13 protein-coding genes are annotated in these 14,397 nt (G+C 71.4%); 1 reads left to right on the top strand and 12 read right to left on the bottom strand.

From position 1 onward, the window contains the following. The first annotated feature begins 14 nt into the window (after window positions 1-14). Window positions 15-461: an RNA polymerase-binding protein DksA gene (dksA, locus tag HUV06_RS03930; RefSeq protein WP_174299968.1), complete on the top strand. Its 447-nt coding sequence runs from the start codon at window positions 15-17 to the stop codon at window positions 459-461. Between the two features lie 161 nt (window positions 462-622). On the opposite strand, the gene HUV06_RS03925 is transcribed toward dksA, so the two are convergent. The 12 genes from HUV06_RS03925 to HUV06_RS03870 all read right to left on the bottom strand — a co-directional run bounded on the left by HUV06_RS03925 (window position 623) and on the right by HUV06_RS03870 (window position 14,268). Then, complete coding sequence (locus HUV06_RS03925; RefSeq protein WP_174299987.1) at window positions 623-2,281, bottom strand: long-chain-fatty-acid--CoA ligase; 1,659 nt, start codon at window positions 2,279-2,281, stop codon at window positions 623-625. A 71-nt stretch (window positions 2,282-2,352) separates the two neighbouring features. Further along, window positions 2,353-3,753, bottom strand: a complete 1,401-nt coding sequence (locus tag HUV06_RS03920) for a HAMP domain-containing sensor histidine kinase (RefSeq protein WP_174299967.1) — start codon at window positions 3,751-3,753, stop codon at window positions 2,353-2,355. Window positions 3,754-3,778: 25 nt separating this feature from the next. Beyond that, window positions 3,779-4,453: a response regulator transcription factor gene (locus HUV06_RS03915; RefSeq protein ID WP_174299966.1), complete on the bottom strand. Its 675-nt coding sequence runs from the start codon at window positions 4,451-4,453 to the stop codon at window positions 3,779-3,781. Window positions 4,454-4,509: 56 nt separating this feature from the next. Continuing rightward, window positions 4,510-6,153, bottom strand: coding sequence for a S1C family serine protease (locus HUV06_RS03910; RefSeq protein ID WP_174299965.1), 1,644 nt, complete (start codon window positions 6,151-6,153; stop codon window positions 4,510-4,512). Window positions 6,154-6,332: 179 nt separating this feature from the next. Next, window positions 6,333-6,800 (bottom strand): cytochrome c-type biogenesis protein, encoded by a 468-nt coding sequence (locus HUV06_RS03905; RefSeq protein ID WP_371810978.1) that lies wholly within the window; start codon window positions 6,798-6,800, stop codon window positions 6,333-6,335. A 38-nt stretch (window positions 6,801-6,838) separates the two neighbouring features. Further along, complete coding sequence (locus tag HUV06_RS03900) at window positions 6,839-8,827, bottom strand: heme lyase CcmF/NrfE family subunit (RefSeq protein ID WP_174299964.1); 1,989 nt, start codon at window positions 8,825-8,827, stop codon at window positions 6,839-6,841. Next, window positions 8,824-9,339, bottom strand: a complete 516-nt coding sequence (gene ccmE, locus HUV06_RS03895) for a cytochrome c maturation protein CcmE (RefSeq protein ID WP_174299963.1) — start codon at window positions 9,337-9,339, stop codon at window positions 8,824-8,826. The genes HUV06_RS03900 and ccmE overlap by 4 nt, the downstream gene beginning before the upstream one ends. A gap of 70 nt (window positions 9,340-9,409) precedes the next feature. Continuing rightward, the gene (locus HUV06_RS03890; protein WP_174299962.1) at window positions 9,410-10,267 is read right to left on the bottom strand and encodes a hypothetical protein; all 858 of its coding nucleotides are present in this window, start codon (window positions 10,265-10,267) and stop codon (window positions 9,410-9,412) included. Beyond that, the gene (locus HUV06_RS03885; RefSeq protein ID WP_174299961.1) at window positions 10,257-11,969 is read right to left on the bottom strand and encodes a hypothetical protein; all 1,713 of its coding nucleotides are present in this window, start codon (window positions 11,967-11,969) and stop codon (window positions 10,257-10,259) included. Before HUV06_RS03885 ends, HUV06_RS03890 begins: the two co-directional genes overlap by 11 nt. A 247-nt stretch (window positions 11,970-12,216) precedes the next feature. Beyond that, window positions 12,217-13,137, bottom strand: a complete 921-nt coding sequence (locus HUV06_RS03880; protein WP_174299960.1) for a tyrosine recombinase XerC — start codon at window positions 13,135-13,137, stop codon at window positions 12,217-12,219. A gap of 119 nt (window positions 13,138-13,256) precedes the next feature. Continuing rightward, on the bottom strand, window positions 13,257-13,955 hold the full coding sequence (locus tag HUV06_RS03875) for a DUF484 family protein (protein ID WP_174299959.1): 699 nt from the start codon (window positions 13,953-13,955) through the stop codon (window positions 13,257-13,259). 49 nt (window positions 13,956-14,004) lie between these two features. Then, window positions 14,005-14,268 (bottom strand): aa3-type cytochrome c oxidase subunit IV, encoded by a 264-nt coding sequence (locus tag HUV06_RS03870; RefSeq protein ID WP_174299958.1) that lies wholly within the window; start codon window positions 14,266-14,268, stop codon window positions 14,005-14,007. Between the last annotated feature and the right edge of the window lie 129 nt (window positions 14,269-14,397).

The following is a 14,397-nucleotide window of genomic DNA, read 5'->3' as shown; positions in this document are numbered from 1 at the left end:
ACGTGAGTTCGTCGATGCAGGCGTTCGCGTCAGTGATTGAAGCGCCCACCCGTCCGGTTCCGGAGGTTTATCGTCCAAGCGACGACGAGCCTTTCATGAACCCAAGGCAGCTAGAGTATTTCCGAAGAAAACTGCTTACGTGGAAGGATGATCTGCTCCGCGAATCTCGCGAGACCGTCGTCTTGCTGCAATCGGTTACCGAAAACCATCCCGACCTTGCGGATCGGGCGTCGTCGGAGACGGATCGCGCCATCGAGCTCCGCGCCCGCGACCGCCAGCGCAAGCTGATCTCCAAGATCGATGCGGCGCTCCGCCGGATCGAGGACGGCTCCTACGGCTACTGCGACGAGACCGGCGAAGCCATCGGTCTCGGCCGCCTGGACGCCCGCCCCATCGCCACCCTGAGCGTGGAAGCCCAGGAACGCCACGAACGTCGCGAGCGCGTGCACCGGGACGATTGAGCCTCCGCCGCCCATCCCGGCGAAGGGCGGGACCCAGATCGTAAGGCTCAGTGCGATGAAGCTGAGCCTGTTTTCCAAACCCTGGCGCTTTACGATCTGGGTCCCGGCCTTCGCCGGGATGAGCGGTATGAAGGCGGCGTTCTATCTTATCGGATCACGTTCTATCCGGCGGCGGATAGCTCTGTCGCCGCATACCGCTCCGCGAACTTCGCCCGCAACGCCTTCTTGTCCACCTTGCCGGTCGCGCCCAGCGGGATTTCGTCTAGGAACACCACGTCGTCCGGCATCCACCATTTGGCGATCCTGCCGGAAAGATGGTCCTGCATCGCCTTGCCGTCCGCGGTCGCGCCGGGCTTCAGCTGCACCAGCAGCAGCGGCCGCTCGTCCCATTTCGGGTGCGCCACGCCCACCACCGCCGCCATCGCCACGCCGGGATGGCTGGTGGCGATGTTCTCGATCTCGATGGAGCTGATCCATTCGCCGCCGGACTTGATCACGTCCTTGGCCCGGTCGGTGATCTGCATGACGCCGTGCGGATCGATGGAGGCGATGTCTCCGGTGTCGAAGAAGCCGTCCGCGTCCAGCACCTCGCCGTCCCGGGCGAAGTAGCCGCGCGCCACGGTCGGCCCGCGCACCATCAGGCGGCCGACCGAGACGCCGTCCTCCGCCACCTCCGCTCCGCCGTCGTCAACCAGCTTCAGCTCGATGCCCAGCGGCGGGCGACCCTGCTTCATGCGCCAGGGCAGCTGCTCCGCGAAGGGCAGGGCGGCGGCCCGGGCGTCCGGCGCGCCCATGGTGCCCACCGGCGATGTCTCGGTCATGCCCCAGGCGTGGCGCACTTCCACCCCGTAGTCGTCCCAGAAGCGGCGCAACAATACCTCAGGACAGGCCGAACCGCCGATCACCACCCGCTTCAGGGTGGTGAGCTTCCCGCCCGTGGCGTCCAGGTGCTGCAGCAGGCCCTGCCAGACCGTGGGTACGGCTGCGGAAAAGGTGACGCCCTCGGTTTCCAGCAGCTCGTGCACGGAGGCGCCGTCGAGCCTCGAGCCCGGCATGACCATCTTGGCGCCGACTGCGGGTGCGGCGAAGGCGACGCCCCAGGCGTTGGCGTGGAACATGGGCACGATGGGCAGGATCACATCGGCGGCGGACAGGCCCATAATGTCGGCCTGCAGGATCAGAAAGGTGTGCAGGAAGTTGGAGCGGTGCGAGTAGAGCACCCCCTTGGGATCGCCCGTGGTGCCCGAGGTGTAGCAGAGCCCGCAGGCCGTCTCCTCCCCGAACCGGCCCCAGGCCGGCGCCCCGGCGGCGTCGGTGGCCGGACGCCCTGCGAGCCAGTCCTCGTACATCAGCACGTCCGGGCCGGCTTGCGGCGGGCGGTGCGCCTCGTCGCTGAGCAGGATGAGGCGCTCCACCGGCGTCTCACGGGTGGCCAGCGCCGCCAGCAGCATGGGGGCGAAGCCGATGTCGGCCAGGATCACCTGGTCGCCGGCGTTCTGGATGATCCAGCACAGCTGGTCGGGGTGCAGGCGCGGATTGAGCGTGTGGCAGACCGCGCCGATCCCCATGATCCCGTACCAGACCTCCATGTGCCGGGCGGAGTTCCAGGCGAGCGTGGCCACGCGGTCGCCGCGCGCGATCCCGAGTTCCCGGAGGCCGTGGCTGACCTGCTTGGCGCGCCCGTGCAGCTCGGCATAGGTCGTGCGCACGACCGGCCCCTCCACCGATCGGCTGACGATCTCGCGAGTCCCGTGGCGGTGCGCGGCGTGGTCCAGGATGCGGTCCACGGTCAGCGGCCAGTCTTGCATCAAGCCCAGCATCGGCGGCTCCTCGTCGTGGCGGGCCAGCATACCTGGGTTTCGATCCGGGCGTCAGCCGCGCTCGCCCCCGCTCACGCGGCTGGAAACACCAGCACGGTCCGCAAGCCCGGCCCGCGCCCGTCCAGCACGCCTGGTCCCTCGGTCAGCTCCAACCGCGCTCCATGGGCGGCGGCCACGGCGGCCACCAGCGACAGGCCGAGACCCGATCCGGGCGCGCTGCGGCTCCGCTCCAGCCGCACGAAGCGTTCCAGCACCCGCTCCCGGTCGCCCTCGGGGATGCCTGGACCGGTGTCGGTGACGCTGACCTCCACCTCGCCCGACGCCCGCCGGCGCGTCCGCAGCATCACCGCCCCGCCTCCGGGCGTGTATTTCACCGCGTTGTCCAGCAGGTTGGCGAGCGCCTGGGCGACGAAGTCGCGGTCGCCGCGCACGAGCAGGCCGCGCCCGAGTTCGGCGCCGAAGTCCTGGCCCTTCTCCTCGCACACCGCCTCGTAGAGCTCGGAAACGCCCGCCGCGACCTCCGCCACGTCGAACACCTTGGGCTCGGCGATGGAGCCCGCCGCCTGCAGGCGGGAGATGGCCAGCACCGCGCCGAATGTCTTGAGCACCGAATCCGTATCCTCCAGGGCCGTGGCGAGGGCGGCCTGCGGATCAGCGTGGCCGGCCTCCACCTCCATCATCGACACTTCCAGGCGGGCGCGGAGCCGGGTGAGGGGCGAACGGAGGTCGTGGGCGATCGCGTCGCCGGCGTGGCGCATGCTCCCCATCAGCCGCTCCACCCGCTCCAGCATGCCGTTCAGGCCGACCGCCAGTTCGTCATACTCGTCGCGAACGCCTCGGACCGGGATGCGGGCGTTCAGGTCGCCGGCCGCCACCGCGCCCACGGCGCGGTTCAGCTCGGCCAGGGCCCGGCTGACGTTGCGGCTGACGAAAAGCCCGCCGGCCAGGCCCAGCAGGATCACGATGACGCCCGCTCCCCAGATGGACCTCACGATGCGGATCACCGAGGCCCGGCCCGGGCCAATGTCGGCGCCGACGAACAGCAGCTCGCCCGTAGGCAAGCGAATCTGGCGGCCATAGCCCTGAGACTTCACCACCGCCCCGTCCGGGTCGGTGTCGGTGATGCGGAACTCGGCCCTGGCCGGGGCGCGGGTGGGGTCGTCGAGCGGCGACTGCGCCAGGTTGCCGGTCACCGGATGGGCGGTCTTGTCCATCAGCAGGTAGAGGTAGGGCCGGTCGCCCACCGCCCGCTCGATCATGGCCTGGTTCAGGGCCGATAGCCCGCCGCGGGCATAGACCGCCTGCAGCGAGTCCAGCTCGCGCCCGACCTCCTCGTCGGCGCGCCGCGTCACCTCGCCCGCGGTCGCCACGTAGATGTAGGCCAGGAACGCCGCCGCGAAGGCCGCAAACAGCGCCAGGAAGACCAGGGTCAGGCGGAACGGCGTCGTGCGGGTGAGGGAGGGCAGGCGCATGGCCTAATCCGCTCCAGGCCGCCCGTCACCCATCCAGCCGGTAGCCCGCGCCGCGCACGGTCTGCAGCATCGGGCGGTCGAAGTCCTTGTCGATCTTGGAGCGGAGGCGCGAGATGTGGACGTCGATCACGTTGGTCTGCGGGTCGAAGTGGTAGTGCCAGACCTCTTCCAGCAGCATGGTTCGGGTGACCGACTGGCCGGCATGGCGCATCAGGTACTCCAGCAGCTGGAACTCGCGCGGCTGCAGGTCGATGGCCTTGCCGGCGCGGCTCACGCCACGGCTGATCAGGTCCATCTCCAGCTCGCCGACCTTGAGCAGGGTGTGGACCGAGCCGGTCTCGCGCCGGCGCGCCAGGGCGTCCACCCGGGCGATCAGCTCGGCGAAGGCGTAGGGCTTGACCAGGTAGTCGTCGCCGCCGGCCTGCAGACCCTTCACCCGGTCGTCGATCTCGCCCAGCGCGCTCAGGAACAGGACGGGCGTGTTGTCGCCCTCGCGCCGCAGGGTCTGGACCAGGGTGACGCCATCCATGTTGGGCATCATCCGGTCGACCACCATGACGTCGAAGCCGCCACCGCTGCGGGCGGCCTCCAGCCCCTTCACCCCGTCGACAGCGGTGGTGCAGGCGTGGCCTGCCTCCGCCAGGCCGCGGCACATGGCCGAGGCCGCTTCGGCGTCGTCCTCGACGACCAGTATGCGCACGTTGGCCCTCCCGCGGATCGCGGGGACGGCCGACGCCGCCCCCGCGTGCGGCCAAGCTACTTTTGCGCGTCGCCGCTGTCCAACTTCACCGGCACGAAGCTGTTGTGGCCGTCCGCCTCGATCAGCAGCAGGATGGAGGGACGTCCGGCGCGCCGGGCCTCCGCCACTGCAGCAACCACATCGGACGGCGCATTGACCACACGGTCGCCGGCGCGCTGGATGACGAAGCCGGGCTTGACGCCGATGTGGCCCGCGTCCGACGAACTGGAGACGCTGACCACCACCGCGCCGTTCCGCACCGTCGCGGGCACGCTGAACTGCTGGCGCGCCGCGGCGTCAAGCACGCCCAGCCGCATGCCGAGCGCGCGGGTGGACACGCCGACGCCGGGCTGTTCGCCGCCGCCGCTGTCGCCGGGGGTCCCGTTCGGGTTCAGCGTCGCCTCAGCCGGGCGGGTGCCGGACCGAGCGGAGATGGTCAGGCGCCGGCCGCCCCGCAGCAACTCCAGGCTCAGATCGCCGCCGGGGGGCACGTTGGCGGTGACCTGGGACAGCTCCTCGGACGACTTCACCGGATGGCCGTTGACCGACAGGATGATGTCGCCGACCTGGACACCCGCCCGTGCGGCGGGGCCGCCGGCCGTCACGTCGCCCACCAGGGCGCCGCGGCGGTCGCCGAGCCCCTCGCTGGCGGCGATGTCGCGGGTGACCGTCTGGATCGAGACGCCCAGATAGCCGCGCACAATGTGGCCGTTGGCGATCAGCTGCTTGGTGATGGTGGAGGCCAGTTCCGCGGGAATGGCGAAACCGATGCCGACCGAACCGCCGGACTCGGAGAAGATGGCGGTATTCACGCCGACCACCCGGCCGAACACGTCGAAGGTGGGTCCGCCCGAGTTGCCGCGGTTGATGGGCGCGTCGATCTGCAGGTAGTTGACGAATTGCTGGCCGATCTGGCGCTCCTCCGCCGACACGATACCCGCGGTGACGGTGCCGCCCAGCGTGTAGGGATTGCCGATGGCGATGACCCAGTCGCCCACCCGCGGCTTGGAGGCGGTCTCGAAGCTGACAAAGGGGAAGCCGCCGCCGTCGACCTTGATCACCGCCAGGTCGCTGAGCGCGTCGCGGCCGATCAGGCGGGCCGTCAGCTCCCGCTCGTCGCTCAGCGTCACCTTGATGGTGTCCGCATCGGCGACCACGTGGTTGTTGGTGACGATGTAGCCGTCGGCCGAAATGAAGAAGCCCGAGCCCGCCGCCATGGCCTCGGGGCCCTTGGGCGTGGCGCGGCGGGGTGTGGCGTGACCCCGGGTTCCAGGTGCGGGCGTCGGCTGGACCTGCCCGGTATCGCCGTTGTCGCCCGACCCGCCGTCGTCCCCGTTGTCGTCGTCTCCACCACCGCCCGGCTGGCCGGGGATGGTGAAGGGGAAGGGCAGGCCGGGGATCTGCATCGTGCGTGGCTGGTTCAGGTGCGTCGTCACTTCGATGGACACCACCGCCGGGGCGACTCGCTGGATGATGTCGGCGAAGGAGGCCGGCGCGCCGGTGGGCGCGTTGACGCCGGGAGGGGCGGTGGGCTGGATGGCGCCGGCCGGCTGGGCGGAGGCGGCGCTGGGCAGGTGAACGCCCGCCCCGATGGCGGCCGCGGCAGCGAGCCCGACCCCGATGGTCGCGCCGGCCATAAAACCCTTGTTCTTGATCGCCATCTAAACCGTTCTTTCTCTAGCCAAGCGCCGCCATGGCTTCAGGGGCGCACGCCCGCATCCGCATCTCGGAAGACCGAAGCGTGCATGTAGGTTGCCGACGCGCATGGGGCCATGGCCAGGGCGCACTGCACATGGCCACCGGGCCTTAAGAGGGCCAAGCTGGGGCGCAACCGTGGCGCTCAGCCGGGCTCTACGCGCGTCGGGGCCAGCACGGCGAGTCGCGCTTCCTCTACGGCGTCCAGGGGTCTCTCGGCGGCGCGGCCGCGCTCGTCGCGTCGCCGCAGCCCGATCGCCGCCCCTCCGCCGAGGATGATGACGAAGGGTGTCAGCCAGAGCAAGGCATTGGCGGCGGAGAAGGCGGGCTTCAGCAGCACGAACTCGCCATAGCGCTTCACCAGGAAGGCGCGGATGTCGGCGTCGGCGCGGCCGGCGGCCACCTGCTGGCGCACGAGGGCGCGGAGGTCCGCCGCCAGCGGCGCCTCGCTGTCGTCGATGGACTCGTTCTGGCACACCAGGCAGCGCACCTGGCGGAACAGCACATGCGCGTGCGCCTCCTGCGCGGGGTCGCGCAGCGCCTCGGTCGGCGCGGCGGCGATGCAGAGGAGCGCGGCCATGGCGAGGGCCGGCCGTGCAAGTCGAGCCGCCACCCCTCCAACTCCTGAGGCGAAGGCTCCGCGGTGCAGCCTCACGCCGCCGCCACCTGCGCGGCCGGCGCCGCCCGCCGTCCAGCCGCCAGCCTCAGCCTGCGGTCCGCCAGCGACGCCGCGCCGCCCAGCGCCATCAGCACCGGCCCGAAGAAGATCAGCCGGGCCCATGGGTTGTAGAAGGCGCGCACCAGCCAGGCGGGGCGCCCCGCCTCGTCCTGCTCGTCCCCCAGCACGACGTAGAGGTCGCTGACGCCGCGCCGGCTTATGGCGACCTTGGAGGTGGTCTGGCGACGATCGGGATAGAAGCGGCGCTCCGGCGTGACCGTGAAGGCGGGGCCGTGCGGTGGGGCGACCTCGATGGTGGCGCGCTGGGCGGTGAAGTTTGGCCCCTGCACCGGAGCGACCTGCTGCAAGGTCAAGCTGTAGCCGCCCGAGCTCACCGATTGGCCGAGGTTCAGCGTCCGGGCGGCCTCGACCCGCCAGGCCAGCTCGGAACTGGCCCCGAGCACGAAGACGCCGAGGCCTAGGTGGGCGAGCGTCATGCCCCAGGCCGCCAGCGGCAGACGGCGAAGCCTACGGCCGATCTCGGCCGCACCAGCCTCTCCGATCCTGACCCTCTGGACGATCTCGCTCAGCGCGCCGGCGATCAGCCACGCCCCCAGCGCCAAGCCCAGCGCGGCGAAGCCCTTGCGCGGACTGAGGATCACCCAGCCGAGGGCGCCCGCCGCGACGGCTGCGATCCCGGCCAGCCAGAGCCGCCGCAGGGCGGGCGTCAGCTCCCCGCGCTTCCAAGCCAGCAGCGGCCCGATGGGCAGGATCATCAGGCAGGCTCCCATCAGAGGCCCGAATGTGAGGGCGAAGTAGGGCGCGCCGACCGAGATCGCCTCGCCCGTCAGCGCCTGCCGGATCAGCGGATAGAGGGTCCCCAGCGCCACGGTCACGGTGGCGGCGGCCAGGAACAGGTTGTTCAGCACCAGCGCGCCCTCCCGGCTGACGGCCGCGAAGAGGCCGCCCGGCGCCAGCCCCGGCGCGCGCCAGGCGAACAGCGAGAAGCCTGTCCCCGATGCCAGACCCAGGATGGTCAGCAGCAGGACGCCGCGCTTGGGGTCCACCGCAAAGGCGTGCACCGAGGTCAGGATGCCCGAACGCACCAGGAAGGCGCCCAGCATGGAGAAGGTGAAGGCCGACAGCGCCAGGAACACCGTCCAGCCCGTCAGCGCACCACGCTTCTCGGTGACGATGGCGGAGTGGATCAACGCCGTTCCCACCAGCCAGGGCATGAAGCTGGAGTTCTCCACCGGATCCCAGAACCACCAGCCGCCCCAGCCCAGTTCGTAATAGGCCCAGAACGAGCCCAGCGTGATGCCTATGGTCAGCAGGCTCCAGGCCGCTAAAGCCCAGGGCCGCACCCAACGCGCCCAGGCGGCGTCCACCCGCCCCTCCACTAGGGCTGCGACGGCGAGGCTGAACACCACCGAAAAGCCGACATAGCCGGAGTACAGGAACGGCGGGTGGATCGCCATGAAGGGGTCCTGCAGGATCGGGTTCAGCGACTGACCCTGCAGCGGCGCCTGAGCGAACCGCAGGAACGGGTTGGAGGCGAAGGCGGTGTAGCCGATGAACAGAAGGCCCAGCGCGCCCTGGCTGGTCAGAGCCACGGCCTTGACGCCGGTGGGCAGGTTGCGCCCGAACAGGGCGATCGCGGCGCCCATGCCGGTGAGGGCCAGGTTCCACAAGAGCATGGAACCCTCGTGCGAGCCCCAGGTGGCGGTGATGCGGTAGAACAGCGGTTGCTCGATGTTGGAATTGACCTGCACGTTGGCCACCGAGAAGTCGGAGGTGACGAATGCGGTCATCAGGGCGGCGAAGGCCATCGCCATGGCGACGAAGGCGGCCAGGGCTGCGCCCTCGCCTGCGCCGCGCAGGGTGGCGTCGTGCCGGACGCGGCCGGCGGCGCTCAGCCCCACCTGGGCCAGCGACATGGCCAGCGCCAGCACCAGGGCGAAGGCGCCCAGTTCGGCGGTCATCGGAAGCCCTGGGCCGCTGCAGGGACGCCGCCCGGTGTGCGCGCGGCGAAGGTCTGCTCGCCGTCGGGGCGCCATTCGCCGGATTTCTTCAGGGCGTCGGCGACCTCCTTGGGCATGTACTTCTCATCGTGCTTGGCCAGGACTTCGCGCGCCTCGAATACGCCGTCGGGGCGGAACACGCCCTGGGTCACCACGCCCTGGCCTTCGCGGAAGAGGTCGGGCAGGTCGCCCTTGTAGACCACCTCGTCCGCCGCAGCCCGGTCGGTGACGCCGAAGCGGACCTCCCCGTCGCCGAGCTTCTGCACGCTGCCCATCTGCACCAGGCCCCCCAGCCGCACCAGCCGGTTGGCCGGCACGTGCTTGGCCCGGGCCTGGGCCGGGCTGTAGAAGAACACCGCCGCATCGCCCATGGCGTAGAGCGACAGCGTCACCGCCACGCCCAAGATCGGGGCGGCCACGGCCACGGCGGTCAGGCGGCGGCGCGCCCTGCGGGATTTCGGAAGCCAGCCCATGGCGCGCGATATAGCGGACGAGGGTTAAATCTTGAAGGCGACATGATCCCCTCATCCGGCGGCCCAGGCGCTAACGGCGTCCGTCGACCAGTTGCAGGCCCCAGCCGAGCTTCACGTTGGCGCCCTGGCCGGTGAACCACGCGCGCCAGAAGTCCCGCTGGGCTGCAGTCTGGATCGTGGCGAGGTCCGGCCGGTGCACGTAGTGGATGCGCACCGCCACGCCGTGGAGGTCGCGCATCAGCTCCGAGCGCGCGGCGGGGCTGGGGTCGAGGCCTGACCCCGGGCCGGCGTATTCGCTGACCGAGCGGCTGTTCTGGGCCATGTCGGAGACCAGCACCAGGCGGCGGTCGTGCGTGGTCGGACCGAAATCGGGGGCGTCAACGGCGCTGTCCACCGCCTCGATGATCGGCGAGCGGGGGGCGCTCGGCACGTCGTGCAGGCCGTTGAGGTAGCCGTTCAGGGCGTCGCCGACGGTGCGCTTGAACGCCGCCTCGATCATGTCGGGGTTGGAGGCCACGCCCAGCACCTCGGCGCCCCGGCGCAGGCGACAGCGGGAGAAGCTGTTCCCGGCGTCGTCGGGGTCGGCGCGGACGCCCCGTACCGTCAGCTCGCCATAGGGGCGCAGGCGCTGGTACTCCGCCAGGATCAGCGCCTTGACGTAGGCGATCTGGTGGGTGGTCAAGGCGTCGGTCTGGTCCACCAGCACCACGGTGTGCTCGCGCGGGACTGTCTGGCCGGCGATGCAGCCGGTGTCCGGGTCGGTGGGCGGGCTGCGGTTCAGCGCCAGCAGCCCACCCACGCCGATGATGGCCGCCGCGGAAGCGCTGAGGATGACGACGGCGCGGCGGGTCTGCTTCTGCCGGCGGACTTCGGAGGGCCGAAGCCGCCGCTGACCCCGACCCGCCACACGGCGACGGTCACGGACCACCTACGCGCTCCAGCGGTCCGAAGGCGTCGTCGTCGTAGGCCGCCATCCCGGCCTTCGGCCGGACTTCCCCCGCGGAGCGAAGATCGAAATCGCCGCCTCCTGGATGCTCCCCCGGCGGGGGAGCTGTCGCGGAGCGACCGAGGGGGCTCTCCGCCACCGGCGCGCGGCGGTTCAGGTTGGCGTCCGCCTCGCGGTCTACGGCGGTCTTCAGCCCGTCGATGCGCGCCTGCAGCCCGTCCGCCGCCTCGGTGACATACGCCTTCAGCCCCACCAGCGCGGACTGGTTGGCGGCGTGGATGCGCGCGGCGGCCTCGGCGTCGCGGCGGATTTGCAGCTCCGCCCGCTCGGCGTTGGCGCGGCTGGCCTCCAGCTCCGCGGCCGCCGCCGGGACCGCTCCGGCGATCCCGTTGCGGTAGGCGTCGGGCTCCACGTGGCGGCCGAAATAGGCGGGGGCCGGGTCGGAGCGAACCTGAGCGTTCTCGTCGCGGTAGGCCTTGACCAGGGCGCCGCCCTGGCGGACCCATTCGGCCTCCGCGTCGCGCCCCTCCGCCAGGCGGCGCTGGGCCAGCTCGGCCAGGGCGAGCAGGCGGTCGCGGTCCTGGGTGTGGGGGGCGTAGGTCGCCTCCAGTTCCGCCAGCACCTCGCGGCTCGCCTCCACCGCTGCAGCCTTGGCGTCGGCGACGGTGTCCTCGTAGTCCAGCCTCGCGGTGCGGTAGGCGCGGTCATAGCGGCGGTAGTCCCAGTAGCGGTCGGCCATGTCGTCCCAGGCCTCGCGGCTGGCGGCGAGATGGACGAGCAGGCCGAGCGCGAACAGGCCCCAGGAGAACAGCGAGGTGAGGCCCAGGATGCCGTGCGCCCTGATGTCGGCCAGGGCGTCCACGGCGTGGCCGGCGAGCGTCGCGGTGGTCCCGGTGTCGACAGCCTGCTCGGCCACCTCGCGGAAGTGGGCGGCATAGATGTTCCAGAAGAAGGCCAGCACGACCGCGGCCACGCTCACAGCCCATCCCACCGCCTTCTGCAGCGGGAAACGGTGGCCGACCAGCCGCCAGCCCACACCGCCGCCGAACACGCCGAGCGAGATGTTGACCAGGCTGATCACCGCCGCCAGCACCACGCCGCCGACCCAGCCCTGCTCGGAAATCCGCCTGAGCAGGAAGGCGTTGGCGAAGCTCTCCAGCACAAAGGCGCCCACCAGGATCGCGAAGGGCAGCAATGTGGATTCGCGGTAGGAGGCGGCGCGGTGCAGCTCGTGGCGGCGGCGGAAATAGTTCAGGTCGCGCTGGGTCTCCAGCTCCTCCTCACGGAGCGCCACCAGGTCGGTGCGGCGTTCGGAGAGGACGTGGCCGATGCGGCTGTCGATCTCCGCGCGGGCGTGTTCGGGCGTCAGCTCGCCCGGCACCCGACGGCCGGCCTGGGCCGAGGCTTCGCCGAGCACGGACGCCAGGAAGGCGTTCACGTCGCGCAGGCCCTGGGCGACGCGGCCGATGATCTGCAGCTCCGCGCCCGTGGGCGCGAAGGCAGAGGTCGGCGGCTGGTTGCGGCGGCCGTCGTCCTGGGCGGTCTCCAGCACGCGAAGCTCGCGCTTCAGCCGGCCGAAGTCGGCGCGCTGGTCGGCCCCGAGTTCGGGGATCCACAGCGCCCCGCCCTCGCGCCCCGCTTCGCCGCGAAGCCGGCCCATCAGGCCCGCGCCGCTCTTCGCCATCTGAGCCATCCTTAGACTGACCACCCGTCCCCTAACGCAAAGGTGGGGCTGGCGGGCGGTGGACGCGAGCAGATTGCGCCGAATTCACCTTGCCCGCTTCTCTTCCGCCTCTGCAGTAGGCCTCATCCTGAGCCTGTCGAAGGACGAGGCCGGCCCCGCTGCGGCTGGCGTGGGTGCGTCGCCCCGTCCTTCGACAGGCTCAGGATGAGGCGATGGGAAGGCGCGGAGGCCGGGATGACAGGCGTGTTCAGGCCCGCGGATGCGCCCTGGCGTAGCTGGCCAGCAGGCCGGCGGCGTCCACGGCCGTGTACTTCTGAGTGGTGGAGAGCGAGGCGTGTCCTAGCAGCTCCTGGATGGTGCGCAGGTCGCCGCCGTTGCCCAGGATGTGGGTGGCGAAGCTGTGGCGCAGCGCATGCGGCGTGGCGCTGTCCGGCAGGCCGAGCCGGCCGCGCAGCCGCGCCATCAGCGCCTGTGCGTAGCGGGCGCCGAGCGGGCCGCCGCGCTTGGCCCGGAACAGGGCGTCGGCGGGAGCCAGGGGGAAGGGCAGCTCGGCCAGGTAGGCGTCCACGCCCCCCGCCACCGCCGGCAGCACGGGCGCCAGCCGGGTCTTGCCGCCCTTGCCGGTGATGCGCAGCGCCTCGGGCAGGGGGGCGTCGGCGCGGGTGAGGGACAGGGCCTCCGAGATGCGCAGGCCGCAGCCGTAGAGCAGGGTGAGGAGCGCCGCGTCACGCGCAGTCTCCCAGGCCTCGCGCTCGGGGTCGTCCCCGGCCTCGGTGATCAGGCCGCGGGCCTGGTCCTCGGTCACCGGCCGGGGCGCAGTGGGCTTCAGCCGGGGGCCGCGGACAAGGGGCACCCCGGTGTTGACGATCCCCAGCCGCCGGTCGGCGAAGCGGTAGAAGCTGCGGATGGCCGACAGCCGCCGGCTGAGCGAGCGGGGCGTCAGCGGCCGCTCGCCGCTGCGGCGCGCGGCCATGTAGGCGCGGACGTCCGCGGCCGAGACCTCAGCCAGGGTGGCGCAGGTGGGCGGACCGCCGAAGTGGGTGGTCAGGAAGGTGAAGAAGGCGGTCAGGTCCTCGCGGTAGGCCTCAAGCGTCAGCGGCGAGGCGCGCCGCTCGTGGGCGAGATAGCCGATCCAGGCATCCAGCGCCTCGGCGGCGGGGGCCCCCATCCCGGCCTTCGGCCGGACTTCCCCCAGCGGGGGAAGATCAGAGGCGTCAGACGCGGCGCCCAGATGCTCCCCCCCTGGAGGAGCTGTCGCGGAGCGACTGAGGGGGCTGCGCCGCGCTGTCAAACTCGCGGCGGCCAGTGCTCGGCCAGACGCTCCACCACCTGGCCGACGAAGGCGATCAGCTCGACGCCCATGTCGGGGGCGAACCCGTCCGGGTCTGCCGAGCCGAAGGCGACCAGGCCTGCGCGCTTGGGATCGAACAGGGACAGGCGGATGAGGGCGACGCTCTTCACCCGCTCCGCCATCTCGCCGAAGATCTCGCCCCCGCCGGTGCAGGGGCCGACCGCGCAGCTGCGCCCCGGCTCGATGACGTAGCCGACCAGGCCCACCGGCAGCGACCGCCAGCCCGCAGGCGCATGGCCCTCCACGCCCACGCTCGCCACCTCCAGGCCGAAGCGGCGCTGGGCGCCCTCGTGCAGGCGGTAGGCGAGGTCGGCGCTGTTGGCGGCCAGCAGCAGGTCGAGCACCAGGTCGTGGGCTTGGCCCTGGGCGGAATGGTTGGCCTTGGCGATGGCCTCCACTTCCTGGCGGGCGGTAGTCTCGCGCTCGCGGGCGGCCTCCAGACGGGCCAGGGCGGCGGGGCCGAACTCCACCACGTTGGAGGCGTGCGGGCGAAGCCCCAGGGCCTGCAGCAGGTGGGAGTCGTCGCAGACCAGCTCGGGGTTCAGCAGGATGAGGGAGCGTGCTTCGGCCCAGCCGGTCGCCGGCTCCATGTTCAGGACTTCGCTCAAGACCACCCCCGCCAGTTGGAGGAGCATTAGAGCGCCGCAGGGTTAAAGGCGGTTTACCGCGCTCGCCCTCGGGGCGTCAGTAGCCCGCGTTGTGGCCGGTGTTGCGACTCATCCACACCCCTACGCCGATGATCACCGCCGCCACGAAGGCCGAGGCCAGGAAGGCGATGTGAGCGCAGAGCCACAGCACCAGGAAGGCCACCAGGGCGGCGATGAAGGTGCAGCCCCAATGCACCAGGCCGTTGAAGCGCATGTACATGGAACGATGAGTTGCGACCTGCATCTCGCCCCGATGGTATTCCGGGGTGCTTTGGTCGCCTGCGGTCTGTCCGCCTGCCATGGTCCGATCCTCGAAAGTCCAGCTCCGGCGCACTACAGCATAGGCCCCGGTGGCTCAAGCGGTCAGGCCTGCGCGGCGTTCCGGCGGGCGGCCCCGGCCGCCGCAGAGCCCGGCGCCGGAGGCGGCGGC

The sequence above is a fragment of the Caulobacter sp. S45 genome (genome assembly GCF_903642205.1).
Taxonomy (GTDB): Bacteria; Pseudomonadota; Alphaproteobacteria; order Caulobacterales; family Caulobacteraceae; genus CAHJWH01.
Note: the sequence above shows the minus strand (reverse complement) of the source record. Positions and strands in the feature narration are given on the sequence as shown.

Bases quoted from the DNA above. Each gene is read 5' to 3' on its own strand.
- dksA (WP_174299968.1), top strand. From the start codon at position 15: ATGCAGGCGTTCGCGTCAGTGATTGAAGCGCCCACCCGTCCGGTTCCG.
- HUV06_RS03925 (WP_174299987.1), bottom strand. From the start codon at position 2,281: ATGCTGGGCTTGATGCAAGACTGGCCGCTGACCGTGGACCGCATCCTG.
- HUV06_RS03920 (WP_174299967.1), bottom strand. From the start codon at position 3,753: ATGCGCCTGCCCTCCCTCACCCGCACGACGCCGTTCCGCCTGACCCTG.
- HUV06_RS03910 (WP_174299965.1), bottom strand. From the start codon at position 6,153: ATGGCGATCAAGAACAAGGGTTTTATGGCCGGCGCGACCATCGGGGTC.
- HUV06_RS03900 (WP_174299964.1), bottom strand. From the start codon at position 8,827: ATGACCGCCGAACTGGGCGCCTTCGCCCTGGTGCTGGCGCTGGCCATG.
- ccmE (WP_174299963.1), bottom strand. From the start codon at position 9,339: ATGGGCTGGCTTCCGAAATCCCGCAGGGCGCGCCGCCGCCTGACCGCC.
- HUV06_RS03885 (WP_174299961.1), bottom strand. From the start codon at position 11,969: ATGGCGAAGAGCGGCGCGGGCCTGATGGGCCGGCTTCGCGGCGAAGCG.
- HUV06_RS03880 (WP_174299960.1), bottom strand. From the start codon at position 13,137: ATGGGGGCCCCCGCCGCCGAGGCGCTGGATGCCTGGATCGGCTATCTC.
- HUV06_RS03875 (WP_174299959.1), bottom strand. From the start codon at position 13,955: ATGCTCCTCCAACTGGCGGGGGTGGTCTTGAGCGAAGTCCTGAACATG.
- HUV06_RS03870 (WP_174299958.1), bottom strand. From the start codon at position 14,268: ATGGCAGGCGGACAGACCGCAGGCGACCAAAGCACCCCGGAATACCAT.